A 15,023-nucleotide genomic window follows, 5' to 3' on the forward strand; every position below is an offset into this window, starting at 1 on the left:
ATATCACGCAAAGTGTGGTGCTTATGGCTTATGGGAATAAGCGGCTGTTTGCTCGACACAGATCTGGGCAGCAGCTCAAAAACTCTAACTGAACAACGCTCGCGCCGAGCGGGCGAATTTGTGTCAGCAGTGCTGACACTTTTACCGGCTGGACGTCGCTGCGCCCGAACAGTGCTGCTTTAATCAAGGTTTGCACTGGGAGAAAAATGATCAAGTTGTGCGACCAGGGAATTGTCGCACCGGTGGTGCGACTTTCACTTCAGCGTGACACGTCTTATAGATCCGACGGTTGTCGGGTCCAGGAAAATTGTCTCACCAGCGGTGAGACTTTTTCGTGATGGTGAGCGACGGGCCTCATCGCGAGCAGGCTCACTCCTACAGGGATCGGGGTTGATCAGACGATTTGAGGTCGGCACACATCCACTGTGGGAGTGAGCCTGCTCGCGATGGCGTCTTTGAAGACGCCATCAATCTCAGCAACCAAGCGCATATTCAACCGCAACCCAAAATCAGTGTTCTGCGCCCAAAGACTCCCGCCCTGACGCTTCACCGCATTGCGCGCAATGCTCAACCCCAACCCGAACCCGCCATCCCCCGGCCGAGAACCGTCGAGCCGAATGAATGGACAAAAGATCCGTTCAAGGTCCGTTTCAGCCACCCCGCCGCCCTCATCCTCCAGCCACAAATGCCAGAAGTCGCCATCGCGCTGACCGCCGAGCCGCACGATGCCGCCACTCGGTGAATGACGAATGGCGTTGCGCAGAATGTTTTCCAGCGCCTGCGCCAGGGTGTTGAGATTGCCCCGGACCCAGCACGACGAATCCACCACACACTGCAACTGGCTCGCCGGCCAGCCGCTTTCATAGCAGGCGTTTTCCGTGAGCATTTCCCACAGCGCCTGGACCTGAATCGCTTCGTCGGGCAACGGCGCGCGCTCGGTGTCGAGCCAGGCCAGTTGCAACGTGTCGTCCACCAGCCGCTGCATGCCATCGACTTCCCGGCCAATGCGCTCGCGCAATTGCGCCAGCCCCTGCTCGCTTTCGCTGGCGACCCGCAAACGGCTCAGCGGCGTACGCAGTTCATGGGACAGGTCGCGCAGCAATTGCTGTTGCAGGGCCACAGTGCTTTGCAGCCGCTCGGCCATGTGATCGAACGCCCGGCCCAACTCACCGAGTTCATCCGTGCGATTGGTGGTGCTGCTCGACACGCGCACGCTCAACTGGTCGGCACGCCAGGCGTTGGCTTGTTCGCGCAGGCTGTTCAACGGCACGACCAACAGCCGGTACAGACCGACGCACAGCAACAGCGTGAACAATCCCGGGATGATGCCGTTGGTGATCACGCGCCAGAACACCCGGTATTGTCCGGGCATGAAGCGCTGGGGTAGTTCGATGACCAGACTGCCGGCGTAGGAATCGCCGGGGAAAGGCACGCGCAGCCACGGCAGACGTTTCTTGTGAATAGGCCAATCCAGGCCGCGCAGAAAAGTCAGGTGTTCGATCTCCTTGTCCGTCAGCGGCAGGCTGCTCAACGACTGTAAATCACCGCCGATGACGCCAACCCAGCCTGTCTCGCGCTGTTTCATACCTTGCAGCCAGGCATCGATACCCTCGCTATGCCCCTGACGCCACGCCTGTTCGGCCTCGGCGGCATACCCCACCAGCGTGCGTCGGGCCTGATCCGACAGGTACTGGTTTCGTTGCTCCATGTAGCGGCCCCAGGACCAGCTCAGCCAGATCATCAGCAGACAGAACGCCACCAGCAAACACGCCAGTTTCCAGAACAGCGAGTGCCGGCCCGGCAGGTCAGACCATTTCATCGCCGGCACTCAATACGTAACCCTTGCCCCAGACCGTACGCACTTCCCGTTCGGTGTAGCCGATGCCTTTGAGTTTGCGGCGGATCTGACTGATGTGCATATCGAGGCTGCGGTCATGGGGGGCGAAACCGCGTTGCAGTACGTGCTGATAAAGGAAGGCTTTGCTCAGCACTTCATCGCCATTGCGATTCAGTGTGTCCAGCAGTCGATACTCGCTACGGGTCAGGCCGGCGGCGTGTTCGCCATAGAAAACCTCACAGACCTCATCATCGAAACGCAGGCTATCGATGGGGGACGCCACCGCTGCCGGCTCCGGCCGACGGTCGAGCGCCACCCGGCGCAGGATCGCTTCGATGCGCACGCGCAACTCGGCCATGCTGAAGGGTTTTGGCAGGTAATCATCGGCCCCCAGGCGAAAACCGCTGATGCGATCCGCCTCGGCGCCCAGCGCTGACATCAATACCACCGGGGTGGAATGGCTCTGGCGCAATTGCGTCAGCACGTTCAGTCCGTTCAGCCCCGGCAGCAAAATATCCATCAGCACGACATCGAAGGGCTGCTCGCGGGCAATGTCCAGGCCTTCCTGCCCGTTCTGGCACCAGGTCACCTGAAAACCACAACGGCCCAAATGCTCGTGCACATAAGCGCCAAGGATGAGGTCGTCTTCGATGGACAGGATGCGGGGATGGCTAACAGAGATGGGAGTCATGAGTATCTGCAAATAATTCTCAGTTGGCGATTATTCAAGATTGCCTGACGATGGGCAACCCAAGGTTTGCCCGTGACGCAAAAGCGGCGACCCGGCCGACGAATGACGACATCAATTTTACGAAGATTGCCTGCCTGCAAATCGCTACACTGGCCCGGTGGCGCGTGCCGGACGTACGCGCAGGTCAATCAATAGCTGGATGCAGGAGAGATGCGTGCTCAAGAAACTGGGAATTAAAGGCCGCGTGCTGTTGCTGACCCTGTTGCCGACCACTCTGATGGCGCTGGTCCTGGGCGGCTATTTCACCTGGACGCAGCAATCCGACCTGCAAACCCAACTGATGCAGCGCGGCGAGATGATCGCTGAACAGCTCGCGCCGTTGGTGGCCCCGGCCATGGGCCACAAAGACAATGAGTTGCTGGAGCGCATCGCCACGCAGTCGCTGGAAACGCCGGACGTGCGCGCCGTGACCTTCCTCGCCCCCGACCGCACCCCCGTGGCCCACGCCGGCCCGACCATGCTCAACCCGGCGCCGATGGGCAATGGCTCGCAGATGCTGCGCCGCAGTGGCAACGATGCGACACGTTATTTGCTGCCGGTGTTCGGCAAGCACCGCAACCTGGCTGGCGACCTGATACCTGATGAAGCCGAGCGCCTGCTGGGCTGGGTCGAGCTCGAACTGTCCCACAGCGGCATGCTGCTGCGCGGTTACCGCAGCCTGTTCGCCAGCCTGCTGCTGATTGGCGCAGGCCTGGCCGGCGCGGCGCTGCTCGCCTTGCGCATGGGCCGAACGATCAATCGGCCGATCAGCCAGATCAAACTGGCGGTGGCACAACTCAAGGACGGTCACCTGGAAACCCGCCTGCCGCCCCTTGGCAGTCAGGAACTGGATGAACTGGCGTCGGGCATCAACCGCATGGCCGGCACGCTGCAAAATGCTCAGGAAGAATTGCAGCACAGCGTCGACCAGGCCACCGAAGACGTGCGCCAGAACCTGGAAACCATCGAGATCCAGAACATCGAGCTGGACCTGGCGCGCAAGGAAGCCCTGGAAGCGAGCCGGATCAAATCCGAGTTCCTGGCCAACATGAGCCATGAAATCCGCACGCCGCTCAACGGTATTCTCGGTTTCACCCACCTGTTGCAAAAAAGCGAGCTGACCCCGCGACAGCTCGACTATCTGGGCACCATCGAAAAGTCTGCCGACAGCCTGCTGGGGATCATCAACGAGATCCTCGACTTCTCGAAAATCGAGGCCGGCAAACTGGTGCTCGACAATATTCCGTTCAACCTGCGCGACCTGCTGCAGGACACGCTGACCATCCTCGCCCCGGCCGCCCACGCCAAACAGCTTGAGCTGGTGAGCCTGGTTTATCGCGATACGCCGTTGTCGCTGGTGGGCGATCCACTGCGACTCAAGCAGATCCTCACGAACCTGGTGAGCAACGCGATCAAGTTCACCCGCGAAGGCACCATCGTCGCCAGGGCCATGCTTGAGGAAGAACACGAAGACAGCGTGCAACTGCGCATCAGCATTCAGGACACTGGCATCGGCCTGTCGAACCAGGACGTGCGCGCCCTGTTCCAGGCGTTCAGCCAGGCCGATAACTCGCTGTCCCGCCAGCCAGGTGGCACCGGTCTCGGGCTGGTGATTTCCAAGCGCCTGATCGAACAGATGGGTGGAGAGATCGGCGTCGACAGCACGCCGGGCGAAGGCTCTGAATTCTGGATCAGCCTCAGCCTGCCCAAGACCCGCGACGATGCCGAAGACCTTCCCGCCCCACCGCTGCTCGGGCGCCGCGTGGCGGTGCTGGAAAACCATGAACTGGCGCGCCAGGCCTTGCAGCATCAACTGGAAGATTGCGGCCTGGTCGTGACGCCGTTCAATACCCTGGAAAGCCTGACCAATGGCGTGACCGGCGCGCATCAGACCGATCAGGCGATCGATCTGGCGGTGCTCGGCATCACCAGCAACGACATGCCGCCGGAGCGCCTCAACCAGCACATCTGGGACCTCGAGCACCTGGGCTGCAAAGTGTTGGTGCTGTGCCCGACCACCGAACAGACGCTGTTTCACCTTTCGGTACCCAACCCGCACAGTCAGCTGCAGGCCAAACCGGCCTGCACCCGCAAGTTGCGCCGGGCATTGTCCGATCTGGTCAACCCGCGCCAGCAGCGCAGCGAACCCGGCGAACCGGTATCCAGCCGCGCGCCGAAGGTGCTGTGCGTCGACGACAACCCGGCCAACCTGTTGCTGGTGCAAACCCTGCTCGAAGACATGGGCGCCAAGGTGCTCGCGGTGGAAAGCGGTTACGCCGCGGTGAAAGCCGTGCAGAGCGAGACCTTTGACCTGGTGTTGATGGACGTGCAAATGCCCGGCATGGACGGGCGTCAAAGCACCGAAGCGATTCGTCAGTGGGAAAGTGAGCGCCATTGCACGCCGCTGCCGATCGTCGCCCTCACCGCCCACGCCATGGCCAACGAAAAACGCGCGCTGCTGCAAAGCGGTATGGATGATTACCTGACCAAACCGATCAGCGAACGGCAACTGGCCCAGGTGGTGTTGAAGTGGACCGGCCTGGCGTTGCGCAATCACGGGCCGGAGCGCTCCAGCGACAGCCATGGCGGCGCCCATGAATTGCAGGTGCTCGACCACGACGAAGGCTTGCGCCTGGCCGCCGGCAAAGCCGATCTGGCAGCGGACATGCTGGCGATGTTGCTGGCTTCCCTGGAAGCCGACCGCGAGGCGATTCGCCTGGCTCGGGAAATCAATGACCAGAACGCCCTGATCGAACGCGTCCACCGCCTGCACGGCGCGACCCGATATTGCGGCGTCCCGCAACTGCGCGCCGCCTGCCAGCGCAGCGAAACCCTGCTCAAGCAACAGGACCCGAAAGCCCCCGGCGCGCTGGAAGAACTCGACCGGGCGATCAATCGTCTGGCCGCCCACGCCCGAATAAACGCTTGATGCAGCGCAATGGCGCCGAACACCATCGGCGCTAAGCTCACCGGGTTCTGTAGCAGCTGGCGAAGCCCTGTGGCGAGGGGATTTATCCCCGTCCGGCTGCGCAGCAGTCGTGAAACCATTCAACCACGGTGTTTCAGGAAAACTGTGCATACCGGGTTTACGACTGCTGCGCAGCCGGACGGGGATAAATCCCCTCGCCACAGGGCTTCGCCAGCTGCTACATCGTGACCGAGTTATCCAGGAGGACCGTATGCGCACGATTCTTTTCAGCAGCCAGACCTACGACCGCGACAGCTTCCTCGGCGCCGAGCTGCCCGCCGATATCGAGCTGCACTTTCAATCGGCGCGGCTGAGCCTCGATACGGTGGCGTTGGCGGAGCATCACGAGGTGGTCTGCGCATTCATCAATGATGACCTGAGCGCCCCGGTGCTGGAACGCCTGGCAGCGGGCGGCACACGCTTGATCGCCCTGCGCTCGGCGGGCTACAACCATGTCGACCTCGAGGCCGCAAAGCTTTTGGGGCTTTCGATTGTGCGGGTCCCGGCCTACTCGCCGCATGCGGTGGCCGAACACGCGGTGGCGCTGATCCTCGCGCTCAACCGGCGCCTGCACCGCGCCTACAACCGCACCCGCGAAGGGGATTTCAGCCTGCACGGCCTGACCGGTTTCGACTTGGTGGGCAAGACTGTCGGCGTGGTCGGCACCGGGCAGATCGGCGCAACCTTCGCGAAAATCATGAACGGTTTCGGCTGCCAATTGCTGGCCTACGACCCCTACCCCAACCCGCAAGTCGAAGCCCTCGGTGCTCGTTACCTGAGCTTGCCGGAGCTGCTCGCCGAGTCGCAGATCATCAGCCTGCACTGCCCGCTCAACGAGCAGAGCAAACACCTGATCAACCGCGAATCACTGGCGCACATGCAGCCGGGCGCGATGCTGATCAACACCGGACGCGGCGGTCTGGTGGACACGCCGGCGCTGATCGACGCGTTGAAGGACGGCCAATTGGGTTATCTGGGGCTGGATGTCTATGAAGAGGAAGCGCAGCTGTTCTTCGAGGACCGGTCCGACCTGCCGTTGCAGGACGATGTGCTGGCGCGGCTGCTGACCTTTCCGAACGTGATCATCACCGCGCACCAGGCCTTCCTGACCCGCGAAGCCCTGTACGCGATTGCCACGACGACTTTGCAGAATATCGCGGCCTGGGCCGCCGGCACGCCGCAGAATCGAGTCGAGGGCTGAGCCGATCAGGCCTTGGACAAGAGGATCATCAGGCCCAGCCAGCCGAACCCCAACAAGCGTTGCCCCACTGAATGCCCGCGACGTAGCAGGAACCAGACAAAAAACGGCGGCAGAAAGAAAATCATCAGCTTCAGCCAGAGTTCCACCGGACGCACGCCGTTGGGGGCGGCCATCGGCGCCGCCGTTTCGGCCGGGACTTCGGTTTTGCGTTTACGTCCAAACGCGGCCGGGGTCACCCTGGCGACTTTCTCATCTTCTGGCAAACGCCCGAAAGAAAGCGGCGCCTGCACGGGCGCTGCCGTCGAAGTGGTCGCTTGCACCGTTCCCGCCGGTGCACCGCAATGAATACAAGCAGGCGCCGTGGAGCTGATGCGTTGCTTGCACTCAAAACATTCGATTAACGCCATGTCCGTTCCTTAGAGATGCAAAAGCGGCAGTGTGCCATGAGTCGGCCGGTAATTTGAACCAGATCGAAGGTCATATGCCCACGCCATGCTGCGTGCAGGCCCGTGATAGCATACCGCGCATATTTGGAGGACCCATGGTCGAACACGATTTCCGCTATAACCTGATGAACCCGCAACACACCCTCACCGAATGCCGCGCCCTCGTGCCGGGGCGTTATCAAGTCACCGGCAACGGCGGCTCGATTCGTAACAATGACGTGCTGGTCGTGACCCTCAAAGGTGCCAAGGACTTGTCCATGCGCCTGACCGTGGAAACGGTTCGCCACTTGATCAACCCGCCCGGCCAATGGGTCGCGGTGGCCAGTGGTCCGGTGTTCGGCGAATTGGCGATCCACACCTGGAAAGTCAATTGCGACAGCTGCGCCAAAGAGCTGAGTTTCGAGTTCGCAGTTGACGCCAAGCTGGGCAACAAGGCTGAAAAGCCTGCCGCCACCGCGCGGACTGCCGAGTTGGGCTGGAGCACCGTTGGCGAGAAGCACCTGTGCCCGAAATGCCAGGAGCCCGCGTGATGAAACGCCTCGCCCTGACCGCCCTGGTCGGTGCCAGCCTGCTGGGCTGCGCCGCCGAGCCGGTGAAATTGCAACAAAACCGCAGCTACATTCTGGAATGGATCGGCGAACGTCCGTTGATGGACTACAGCCACCTGACCATCATCCTTGGTGAAGACGGCCGGGCTTACGGCAATGGCGGCTGCAACCACTGGTTTGCGCCGTACACGCTGGAAGGCGACAAGCTGAGCTTCGGCAAGATCGGCAGCACCCGCAAGCTGTGCGCGCCAGCCGTGATGGAGCAGGAAAAGCGCTTCATGCAGGCCCTGGAAAATGTGCAGCGCTGGGACGTTTCGCCGATCGAGCAGATGCGCTTCTGGCCGGCGCAAGGCAAGCCGTTGCGTTGGTGGCTTGAAGAGGGTTGATCGACGCAACGCAACCCTTGTAGCAGCTGGCGAAGCCTGCGTTCGGCTGCGAAGCAGTCGTGAAATCAGGCTGTGCGGTCTAACAGATAGACCGCATTCTCAGGGTTTACGACTGCTTCGCAGCCGAACGCAGGCTTCGCCAGCTGCTACAGGTCGCGTTACGTCTAACGGATCAGTTGACTGCCTGCAACGCCTTAAGCTTCTCCATCACCCCCGCCGCTGTCTGCTCGCCCATCAACTGCTCGCGCACCTTGCCCTTGTTATCGATGATGTACGTCACCGGCAACGCCTCGCTGCGCGGCAACTCGAAAAGATCCGCCGGGTCTGACGCCAGCACAGTGAACTTGATCCCCAGTTTCTCACTGGCACTTTTCAGCTCTTCGCCCTGCACATTGTCGAAATTGACCCCGAACACACCAATCTTCTTGTCCTTCAGCTGATCGGCCAGCGCATTCAACTCCGGGATCTCGGTACGGCACGGGCCACACCATTCGGCCCAGTAGTTGAGCACCAGCCATTGTTTGTCCAGACGTTCGGCGGCGACTTTCTGGCCGTTCTGGTCGATGCCATAGTCGTTGCCACAGCCCCCCAGCATCAACGTACCCATGATCGCCAATGCCGCTGCCAGTCGTCTTGTCATGTCTTGATCCTTGTTCAAAATTGAATGCGCCTGCGACCCATCGCCTCCCCGAGGTTCTGGATTGCGCGCTGCACAGTTAGAATAGCCGCCACCTTACGCAAGATGCGACCCGCACATGACCGATCTGACGCTTTATCACAATCCGCGCTGCTCGAAATCCCGCGGTGCGCTCGAACTGCTGGAAGCCCGTGGCCTGGCCCCGACCGTGGTCCGCTACCTGGACACCCCGCTGGACGCCGCGCAAATCCAAAGCCTGCTGACCAAACTCGGCATCAGCGCCCGGCAACTGCTGCGCACCGGCGAGGACGAGTACAAAACCCTCAATCTGGCCGACAGCAGTCTGAACGAGGCGCAACTGATCGCCGCCATCGCCGCCAATCCGAAACTCATGGAGCGACCGATTCTCGAAGTCGGTGACAAAGCCATCATCGGCCGTCCGCCGGAGAATGTGCTGGAGTTGCTGCCGTGAGTGCGCCGTACATTCTGGTTCTGTATTACAGCCGCAGCGGTTCGACCAATGAGATGGCCCGGCAGATCGCCCGTGGCGTCGAGCAGGCTGGGATGGAAGCGCGTCTGCGCACGGTCCCGCCGATTTCTACGGAATGCGAAGCCGTGTCGCCGGACATCCCCGACGAAGGCGCGCTGTACGCCAGCCTCGACGACCTGAAGAACTGCGCGGGCCTGGCCATGGGCAGCCCGACCCGGTTCGGCAACATGGCGGCGCCGCTCAAGTACTTCCTCGATGGCACCAGTAATCTTTGGCTGACAGGCGCCCTGGTGGGCAAACCCGCGGGAGTGTTCACCTCCACCGCTAGCCTGCACGGCGGTCAGGAAACCACGCTGCTGTCGATGATGTTGCCGCTGCTGCACCACGGCATGCTGATCACCGGCCTGCCTTACAGTGAATCGGCGCTGCTGGAAACCCGTGGCGGCGGCACGCCGTATGGCGCGAGTCATCACGCCGGGGCGGATGGCAAAAGCGGTTTGAATGAACATGAAGTCGCGCTGTGCCGGGCCTTGGGCCTGCGTCTGGCGAAGACTGCGCAAAAACTGGGGAACTGACGTGGCGAAAAAGCCGAAGATTCTGCCCTCCATCGAGTGGCTCGAACCGCGGGTCCGGGCGATGCGGGTTATCAGCCTGCTTTGCTTTTTCGGGTTGCTAGGGCTGCTGTGCGCCTATTACCTGCTATTTGCCGACCTGCACGGCGCCCGGCCGTGGGTGATTTTGTTGATCGAACTGGTGCCGCTGCTGTTGCTGGCGCCGGGGATGATCATCGGCAGCGCACGTGGGCACTCGTGGATGTGTTTTGTGGTGAATCTGTATTTCATCAAGGGCGCACTGGCCGCGTATGACCCGAACCGGCAGCTGTTTGGCTTGCTGGAAATGGGCGCGAGCCTGGCGGTGTTTTGTTCGGCGCTGTTGTATGTGCGGTGGCGGTTTCAGTTGAACCGAAAGTTGGCGGGCGAGGGTGAAATCTCAGTCGCTTGATCGGACGCTTTCGCGGGCAAGCCTCGCTCCTACAAGGGCGCCACCGTACCTGTAGGAGCGAAGCTTGCTCGCGAAGGCCGCCCCTCGGTGTTAATGATTCACTGTATACGCGAGCATCATCGAAATCTGGCTCATCGGCCGCCCGCCACTCTGTTCATGCCACTGGTTGAACACATCCTGCACCAACGCCTGGTCGCGCAAACTGGTCGGCACCTTGTCGACGATCTTCTGCGCGTTCAACGCCGCGACCACGTCGTAGCTCGGCACAAACGTGTCCTTGCCGACCATGCGCAAGAAGCGCGGCGCCGACAACCCGCCCAATTGATGGCCGCGCTTTTTCAGGTACGTCCACAGCCCGACGATATCCGTCACCGGCCAATCGGCGATCAACGCGCCGAAACTGCCCCTCTCATGTGCCTCGTCCAGGATGAACTGTGCATTGCGCGGCACGCTCTTGAGCTTGCCCAGGTGACGGATGATCCGCGCGTCCTGCATCAGGCGCTCAAGGTGTTCGGCGCTCATCAGCACGACCTTTTCCGGGTCGAACTTGAAGAACACTTCTTCGAACGACGGCCACTTGGCGTCCACCAGGCTGTGCTTGAGCCCTGCGCGGAACACGCGCAGCGCCATGGTCGAGAGGTATCGGTCGTCGCTGATCTTGCGCAATTGCGCCGGGGTCTTGGGAACGGGCAGATGGGCTTCCAGTTCTGCTGCCGAGCCGAAACGGTTCAGACAGTATTCGTGCAGCCACTTGTAATCGCGCATGCCCTCTCCTGATGAATAAGTGAATAGACCCCTGTGGGAGCCAGCCTGCTGGCGATGGCGGTGAGTCAGTCAACAATGATGTGTCTGACCCACCGCCATCGCCAGCAGGCTGGCTCCTACAGTGATTGTGTTAGAGGTTGACCACGTTGACGAACCGCGACATGGCGGTTTCGTCGATCTTGAGGCTGGTGAAGTCGAACAGGTTACGGTCCGCCAATTGCGACGGTTGCACGTTCTGCAAGCTGCGGAAAATGCTTTCGGTACGGCCGGGGGTTTGGCGCTCCCACTCGTGCAGCATGTCCTTGACCACCTGACGTTGCAGGTTTTCCTGGGAACCGCAGAGGTTGCACGGGATGATCGGGAATTGCTTGAAGTCCGAGTAGGCCTGGATGTCTTTTTCGTTGCAGTAGGCCAGCGGGCGGATCACCACGTTGCGGCCGTCGTCGGCACGCAGCTTGGGCGGCATGGCCTTGAGCGAACCATTGAAGAACATGTTGAGGAAGAACGTCTCGACGATGTCGTCGCGGTGGTGACCGAGGGCCATTTTGGTCGCGCCGATTTCGTCGGCAAAGGTGTAGAGCGTGCCGCGACGCAGGCGCGAGCACAGCGAGCAGGTGGTCTTGCCTTCCGGAATCAGCTCCTTGACCACCGAGTAGGTGTCTTTCTCGACGATGTGATACTCGATGCCCAATTCTTTGAGGTAGGCCGGTAGCACGTGCTCAGGAAAGCCTGGTTGTTTCTGATCCATGTTCACGGCCACGATCTCGAACTTGATCGGAGCGACCTTCTGCAAGTGCAAAAGCACGTCGAGCAGGGTGTAGCTGTCCTTGCCACCGGACAGGCAGACCATGACCTTGTCGCCGTCTTCAATCATGTTGAAATCGGCAACAGCCTCACCCGCCTGGCGGCGAAGGCGCTTTTGCAGTTTGTTCTGGTTGACCGTGAGAGTGCCCATGACGCGAAATCCGTGAGGTGTGACGAAAGGCCGGCATTTTACGCAAAAACCCATCGTCGGCGAAGTACTTGGCGAAAGCCGGATACCCAAAGGAATTATGCGCCGACGCAATCTTTGTAGCAGCTGGCGAAGCCTGCGTTCGGCGGCGAAGCCGTCGTCAATCCGGGCTACGCGGTTCGCCTGACACACCGAGGTGCATGGTATTACGACGGCTTCGCCGCCGAACGCAGGCTTCGCCAGCTGCTACAGGTCGCGTATGCCCTTCTCCTCTGACCCAACAGACCCTACGGCGATTAACAGGGGCGTTTACAGCGCAATTTGCTCTAACGCCCTACAACCTGCGCCGTTAAGACCTTTCTATACTGCGACATAAGGTCGCACACATATCCAGACCTTTTACTTACGTGGCCACTTTGGCCTGTAGGCGCTCCACTGGGGGGCGACGGTAAAAACAAGAGGAGTGACTGGCATGATCCATCACGTAGTGGGGCTCTTCACCCACCCCGACCAGGAATGGAAAGAAATCCGTGGCGACCAAGAGGAAAGCATCAGCCACATGTACCTGACTCACACGCTGATTCTGGCGGCGATCCCCGCTGTGTCGGCGTTTATCGGCACCACTCAGGTCGGTTGGGTCATCGGCAGCCGGGCGCCGGTGATGTTGACCCAGGAAAGCGCGCTATGGATGACGATCATGTCGTACCTGGCGATGCTCGGCGGTGTTGCGGTCATGGGCGCATTCATCCACTGGATGGCCCGTACCTATGACGCCAATCCAAGTCTGGCCCGCTGCGTTGCATTTGCGACCTATACCGCGACCCCGCTGTTCATCGGCGGTCTGGCGGCGTTGTACCCACACATGTGGCTGGGGATGATCGTCGGGACGGCGGCCATCTGCTACACGGTGTATTTACTGTATGTGGGGCTACCCACTTTCATGAACATTCCATCAGACGAGGGCTTCCTGTTTTCCAGTTCGGTACTTGCCGTAGGCCTTGTGGTGCTGGTCGCCATCATGGCGTTTACAGTGATTGTCTGGGGACTCGGCGTGGGGCCGGTCTATACCAATTAGCAACATTCCACCCAAAAACAAGATCTGCCAACACAGGCCGCCGCAAGGCGGCCTTCTAATGTGTGTGGGGTAACGACCATTCGGCGCCTCGGCGATTCGCAAGGCCCCGGCGTTGCGGCATACTCGACGTCTCTGGAGATCCATCAAGCATGCCCGAGCAACTCAATACCCGCGTCGAAGACTGTTACCAACTGGCCGAATCCTTTTTCAAACGAACTTTCAAACGCCCCGTGGTGAGCCTCAAGCTGCGCGGTCAAAAAGCCGGTGTCGCGCATTTGCACGAGAACCTGCTGCGCTTCAACCCGCAGCTGTACCGGGAAAACACCGAAGACTTTCTCAAGCAGACCGTGGCCCACGAAGTGGCGCACCTGATCGCCCATCAACTGTTTGGCGACCGCATTCAGCCCCATGGCGAAGAGTGGCAATTGATCATGCGTGGCGTGTACGAACTGCCGCCCAATCGCTGCCACACCTACGACGTCAAACGCCGCAGCGTGACCCGCTACATCTACAAATGCCCGTGCGTTGACAGCGATTTCCCGTTTTCGGCGCAGCGCCATGGTCTGGTGCGGCAGGGTCGGCGGTATTTGTGTCGCAGGTGCCGGAGTACGTTGGTGTTTAGTGGGGAGATGCGGGTCGAGTAGCAGGATTTGTGGTGGCTGTGCCGGCCTCATCGCGAGCAGGCTCACTCCCACATTGGATTTGTGTCACACCGAAGATCCCTGTGGGAGCGAGCCTGCTCGCGATGAGGCCGGTAGAGGCGCTAGAGAATCACTTTGGCACGCCGCAATGCTGCAATCCGCTCAGCACCAAACCCCAACTCCCCCAACACCTGATCCGTATGCTCACCCAATGCCGCACCAATATGCCTTGGCTCTGGCAACCCGTCCGAAAACTTCAACGGACACGCCATCTGCGCCTGGCTCGTGCCATCCCCTCGCGGCACCTCGGTCACCAGTTCCCGCGCCTGCAACTGCGGATGCCGAACCGCCTCACCCAAGGTCAGCACCGGCTCGACACACGCATCGAGCTCGGCAAACAGCCCGCACAACTCGGTAAAGTCGTATTTCTCGAATTCAGTCTGCAGCGCGTCCTTCAGCTTCTTTTGCTGGGCAGGCTGAGGTGACAGGCCCAACGTCACCAACTCTTCCAGCCCCAGCGCCGTACATAGCTGCTTCATGAACGGCGGCTCCAGACTGCCCACCGATAACCAGCGCCCGTCCCGCGAACGGTAATAGTCGTAGAAACTGCCGCCATTGAGCATCTGATCTTCCCTGCCCGGCTCTACGCCGCAGGCCAGGTACCCGGCCCCGGCCATGGCGTTCAGGCTGAAGGCACAGTCGGTCATGCTCACATCCAGATGCTGCCCCACCCCGCTTTGCTGCCGAGCGATCACCGCCGCCAGCAAGCCGATCACACCGTGCAGCGAACCTCCGGCGACATCCGCCACCTGCATGCCCAACGGCAACGGCCCACTCTCGGTGCGGCCGGTGTAGCTTGCCAGTCCCGCCAGCGCCAGGTAGTTGATGTCATGGCCAGCGCGGTCCTTGTAGGGGCCGGTCTGGCCGTAACCGGTAATCGACACGTAGATCAACCGTGGATTGATCGCCTTCAAGGCTTCATAACCCAGGCCCAGGCGTTCCATCACGCCGGGGCGGAACTGCTCCAGCACGATGTCGTGGTCCACCAGCAACTGCTTGATCACCTCCAGCGCCTCGGGCTGCTTGAGGTCCAGCGCCAGGCTGCGCTTGTTGCGATTGAGATAAGCGTGGCTGGCCGACACCCCGTGATCGTGCGGCGGCAACACCCGAAGCAAATCCATTCGGGTCGGCGATTCGATGCGCAAGACTTCCGCGCCCATGTCCGCCAGCAACAACGAGGCAAACGGCCCCGGCAGCAGTGTCGAGAAATCCAGAACCTTGAGTGATACCAGTGGACCGGGCATGAGCGTTCTCCGTAAACGATGCTTCCAGCCTAGGCAGGCAA

16 protein-coding genes are annotated in these 15,023 nt (G+C 60.8%); 9 read left to right on the plus strand and 7 right to left on the minus strand.

All coding sequences use genetic code 11. The annotated features are described in order from the left end of the window. Positions 1-394: 394 nt before the first annotated feature. A complete protein-coding gene (locus ACYZTY_RS20485) occupies positions 395-1,819 on the minus strand; it encodes a histidine kinase sensor domain-containing protein (protein ID WP_461955231.1) in 1,425 nt (474 codons plus the stop codon). Beyond that, positions 1,806-2,528 (minus strand): response regulator transcription factor, encoded by a 723-nt coding sequence (locus ACYZTY_RS20490; protein ID WP_461955232.1) that lies wholly within the window; start codon positions 2,526-2,528, stop codon positions 1,806-1,808. The genes ACYZTY_RS20485 and ACYZTY_RS20490 overlap by 14 nt, the downstream gene beginning before the upstream one ends. 214 nt (positions 2,529-2,742) lie before the next feature. On the opposite strand from ACYZTY_RS20490, the gene ACYZTY_RS20495 reads away from it, so the two are divergent. Next, positions 2,743-5,496 carry a response regulator gene (locus tag ACYZTY_RS20495; protein WP_461955233.1) on the plus strand — a complete coding sequence of 918 codons (2,754 nt, stop codon included), beginning with the start codon at positions 2,743-2,745 and terminating at the stop codon, positions 5,494-5,496. A 250-nt stretch (positions 5,497-5,746) separates the two neighbouring features. Further along, positions 5,747-6,736 (plus strand): 2-hydroxyacid dehydrogenase, encoded by a 990-nt coding sequence (locus ACYZTY_RS20500; protein WP_461955234.1) that lies wholly within the window; start codon positions 5,747-5,749, stop codon positions 6,734-6,736. A gap of 5 nt (positions 6,737-6,741) precedes the next feature. Here the strand turns inward: ACYZTY_RS20500 and ACYZTY_RS20505 are convergent, their stop codons facing one another. Continuing rightward, entirely contained in the window at positions 6,742-7,143 is a 402-nt protein-coding gene (locus tag ACYZTY_RS20505; RefSeq protein ID WP_461955235.1) for a hypothetical protein, read from the minus strand. Between the two features lie 134 nt (positions 7,144-7,277). On the opposite strand from ACYZTY_RS20505, the gene ACYZTY_RS20510 reads away from it, so the two are divergent. After that, positions 7,278-7,712, plus strand: coding sequence for a hypothetical protein (locus ACYZTY_RS20510; protein WP_461955236.1), 435 nt, complete (start codon positions 7,278-7,280; stop codon positions 7,710-7,712). Next, on the plus strand, positions 7,712-8,116 hold the full coding sequence (locus tag ACYZTY_RS20515) for an META domain-containing protein (RefSeq protein ID WP_461955237.1): 405 nt from the start codon (positions 7,712-7,714) through the stop codon (positions 8,114-8,116). The genes ACYZTY_RS20510 and ACYZTY_RS20515 overlap by 1 nt, the downstream gene beginning before the upstream one ends. Positions 8,117-8,288: 172 nt before the next feature. On the opposite strand, the gene ACYZTY_RS20520 is transcribed toward ACYZTY_RS20515, so the two are convergent. Then, positions 8,289-8,756, minus strand: coding sequence for a TlpA disulfide reductase family protein (locus tag ACYZTY_RS20520; protein WP_461955238.1), 468 nt, complete (start codon positions 8,754-8,756; stop codon positions 8,289-8,291). Positions 8,757-8,871: 115 nt separating this feature from the next. On the opposite strand from ACYZTY_RS20520, the gene arsC reads away from it, so the two are divergent. From arsC to ACYZTY_RS20535, 3 genes are read left to right on the plus strand one after another with little or no spacing between them, the layout of a single operon-like run. Further along, a complete protein-coding gene (arsC, locus tag ACYZTY_RS20525; RefSeq protein ID WP_461955239.1) occupies positions 8,872-9,225 on the plus strand; it encodes an arsenate reductase (glutaredoxin) in 354 nt (117 codons plus the stop codon). Next, positions 9,222-9,818 (plus strand): NAD(P)H:quinone oxidoreductase, encoded by a 597-nt coding sequence (gene wrbA, locus ACYZTY_RS20530; RefSeq protein WP_109633953.1) that lies wholly within the window; start codon positions 9,222-9,224, stop codon positions 9,816-9,818. Before arsC ends, wrbA begins: the two co-directional genes overlap by 4 nt. A gap of 1 nt (position 9,819) precedes the next feature. Continuing rightward, positions 9,820-10,245: a DUF2069 domain-containing protein gene (locus ACYZTY_RS20535; protein ID WP_461955240.1), complete on the plus strand. Its 426-nt coding sequence runs from the start codon at positions 9,820-9,822 to the stop codon at positions 10,243-10,245. 90 nt (positions 10,246-10,335) lie between these two features. Here the strand turns inward: ACYZTY_RS20535 and ACYZTY_RS20540 are convergent, their stop codons facing one another. Together ACYZTY_RS20540 and ttcA are read right to left on the minus strand one after the other, a co-directional pair. Next, on the minus strand, positions 10,336-11,010 hold the full coding sequence (locus tag ACYZTY_RS20540) for a DNA-3-methyladenine glycosylase I (protein ID WP_461955241.1): 675 nt from the start codon (positions 11,008-11,010) through the stop codon (positions 10,336-10,338). A 130-nt stretch (positions 11,011-11,140) separates the two neighbouring features. Continuing rightward, complete coding sequence (gene ttcA / locus ACYZTY_RS20545; RefSeq protein WP_461955242.1) at positions 11,141-11,965, minus strand: tRNA 2-thiocytidine(32) synthetase TtcA; 825 nt, start codon at positions 11,963-11,965, stop codon at positions 11,141-11,143. Between the two features lie 469 nt (positions 11,966-12,434). On the opposite strand from ttcA, the gene ACYZTY_RS20550 reads away from it, so the two are divergent. Then, entirely contained in the window at positions 12,435-13,037 is a 603-nt protein-coding gene (locus ACYZTY_RS20550) for a Yip1 family protein (protein ID WP_131060286.1), read from the plus strand. A 149-nt stretch (positions 13,038-13,186) separates the two neighbouring features. Next, on the plus strand, positions 13,187-13,681 hold the full coding sequence (locus ACYZTY_RS20555) for a SprT family zinc-dependent metalloprotease (protein WP_010457127.1): 495 nt from the start codon (positions 13,187-13,189) through the stop codon (positions 13,679-13,681). Positions 13,682-13,800: 119 nt separating this feature from the next. Here the strand turns inward: ACYZTY_RS20555 and ACYZTY_RS20560 are convergent, their stop codons facing one another. Further along, the gene (locus tag ACYZTY_RS20560) at positions 13,801-14,982 is read right to left on the minus strand and encodes a CaiB/BaiF CoA transferase family protein (RefSeq protein WP_461955243.1); all 1,182 of its coding nucleotides are present in this window, start codon (positions 14,980-14,982) and stop codon (positions 13,801-13,803) included. Positions 14,983-15,023: the final 41 nt, after the last annotated feature.

This window comes from Pseudomonas sp. LB1P83, from assembly GCF_054897885.1.

Coding starts and splice junctions, on each gene's coding strand:
- ACYZTY_RS20540 (WP_461955241.1), bottom strand. CDS start 11,010: ATGCGCGATTACAAGTGGCTGCACGAATACTGTCTGAACCGTTTCGGC.
- arsC (WP_461955239.1), top strand. CDS start 8,872: ATGACCGATCTGACGCTTTATCACAATCCGCGCTGCTCGAAATCCCGC.
- ACYZTY_RS20500 (WP_461955234.1), top strand. CDS start 5,747: ATGCGCACGATTCTTTTCAGCAGCCAGACCTACGACCGCGACAGCTTC.
- ACYZTY_RS20560 (WP_461955243.1), bottom strand. CDS start 14,982: ATGCCCGGTCCACTGGTATCACTCAAGGTTCTGGATTTCTCGACACTG.
- ACYZTY_RS20505 (WP_461955235.1), bottom strand. CDS start 7,143: ATGGCGTTAATCGAATGTTTTGAGTGCAAGCAACGCATCAGCTCCACG.
- ACYZTY_RS20510 (WP_461955236.1), top strand. CDS start 7,278: ATGGTCGAACACGATTTCCGCTATAACCTGATGAACCCGCAACACACC.
- ACYZTY_RS20550 (WP_131060286.1), top strand. CDS start 12,435: ATGATCCATCACGTAGTGGGGCTCTTCACCCACCCCGACCAGGAATGG.
- ACYZTY_RS20490 (WP_461955232.1), bottom strand. CDS start 2,528: ATGACTCCCATCTCTGTTAGCCATCCCCGCATCCTGTCCATCGAAGAC.
- ACYZTY_RS20555 (WP_010457127.1), top strand. CDS start 13,187: ATGCCCGAGCAACTCAATACCCGCGTCGAAGACTGTTACCAACTGGCC.
- ACYZTY_RS20520 (WP_461955238.1), bottom strand. CDS start 8,756: ATGACAAGACGACTGGCAGCGGCATTGGCGATCATGGGTACGTTGATG.
- ACYZTY_RS20515 (WP_461955237.1), top strand. CDS start 7,712: ATGAAACGCCTCGCCCTGACCGCCCTGGTCGGTGCCAGCCTGCTGGGC.
- ACYZTY_RS20485 (WP_461955231.1), bottom strand. CDS start 1,819: ATGAAATGGTCTGACCTGCCGGGCCGGCACTCGCTGTTCTGGAAACTG.
- ttcA (WP_461955242.1), bottom strand. CDS start 11,965: ATGGGCACTCTCACGGTCAACCAGAACAAACTGCAAAAGCGCCTTCGC.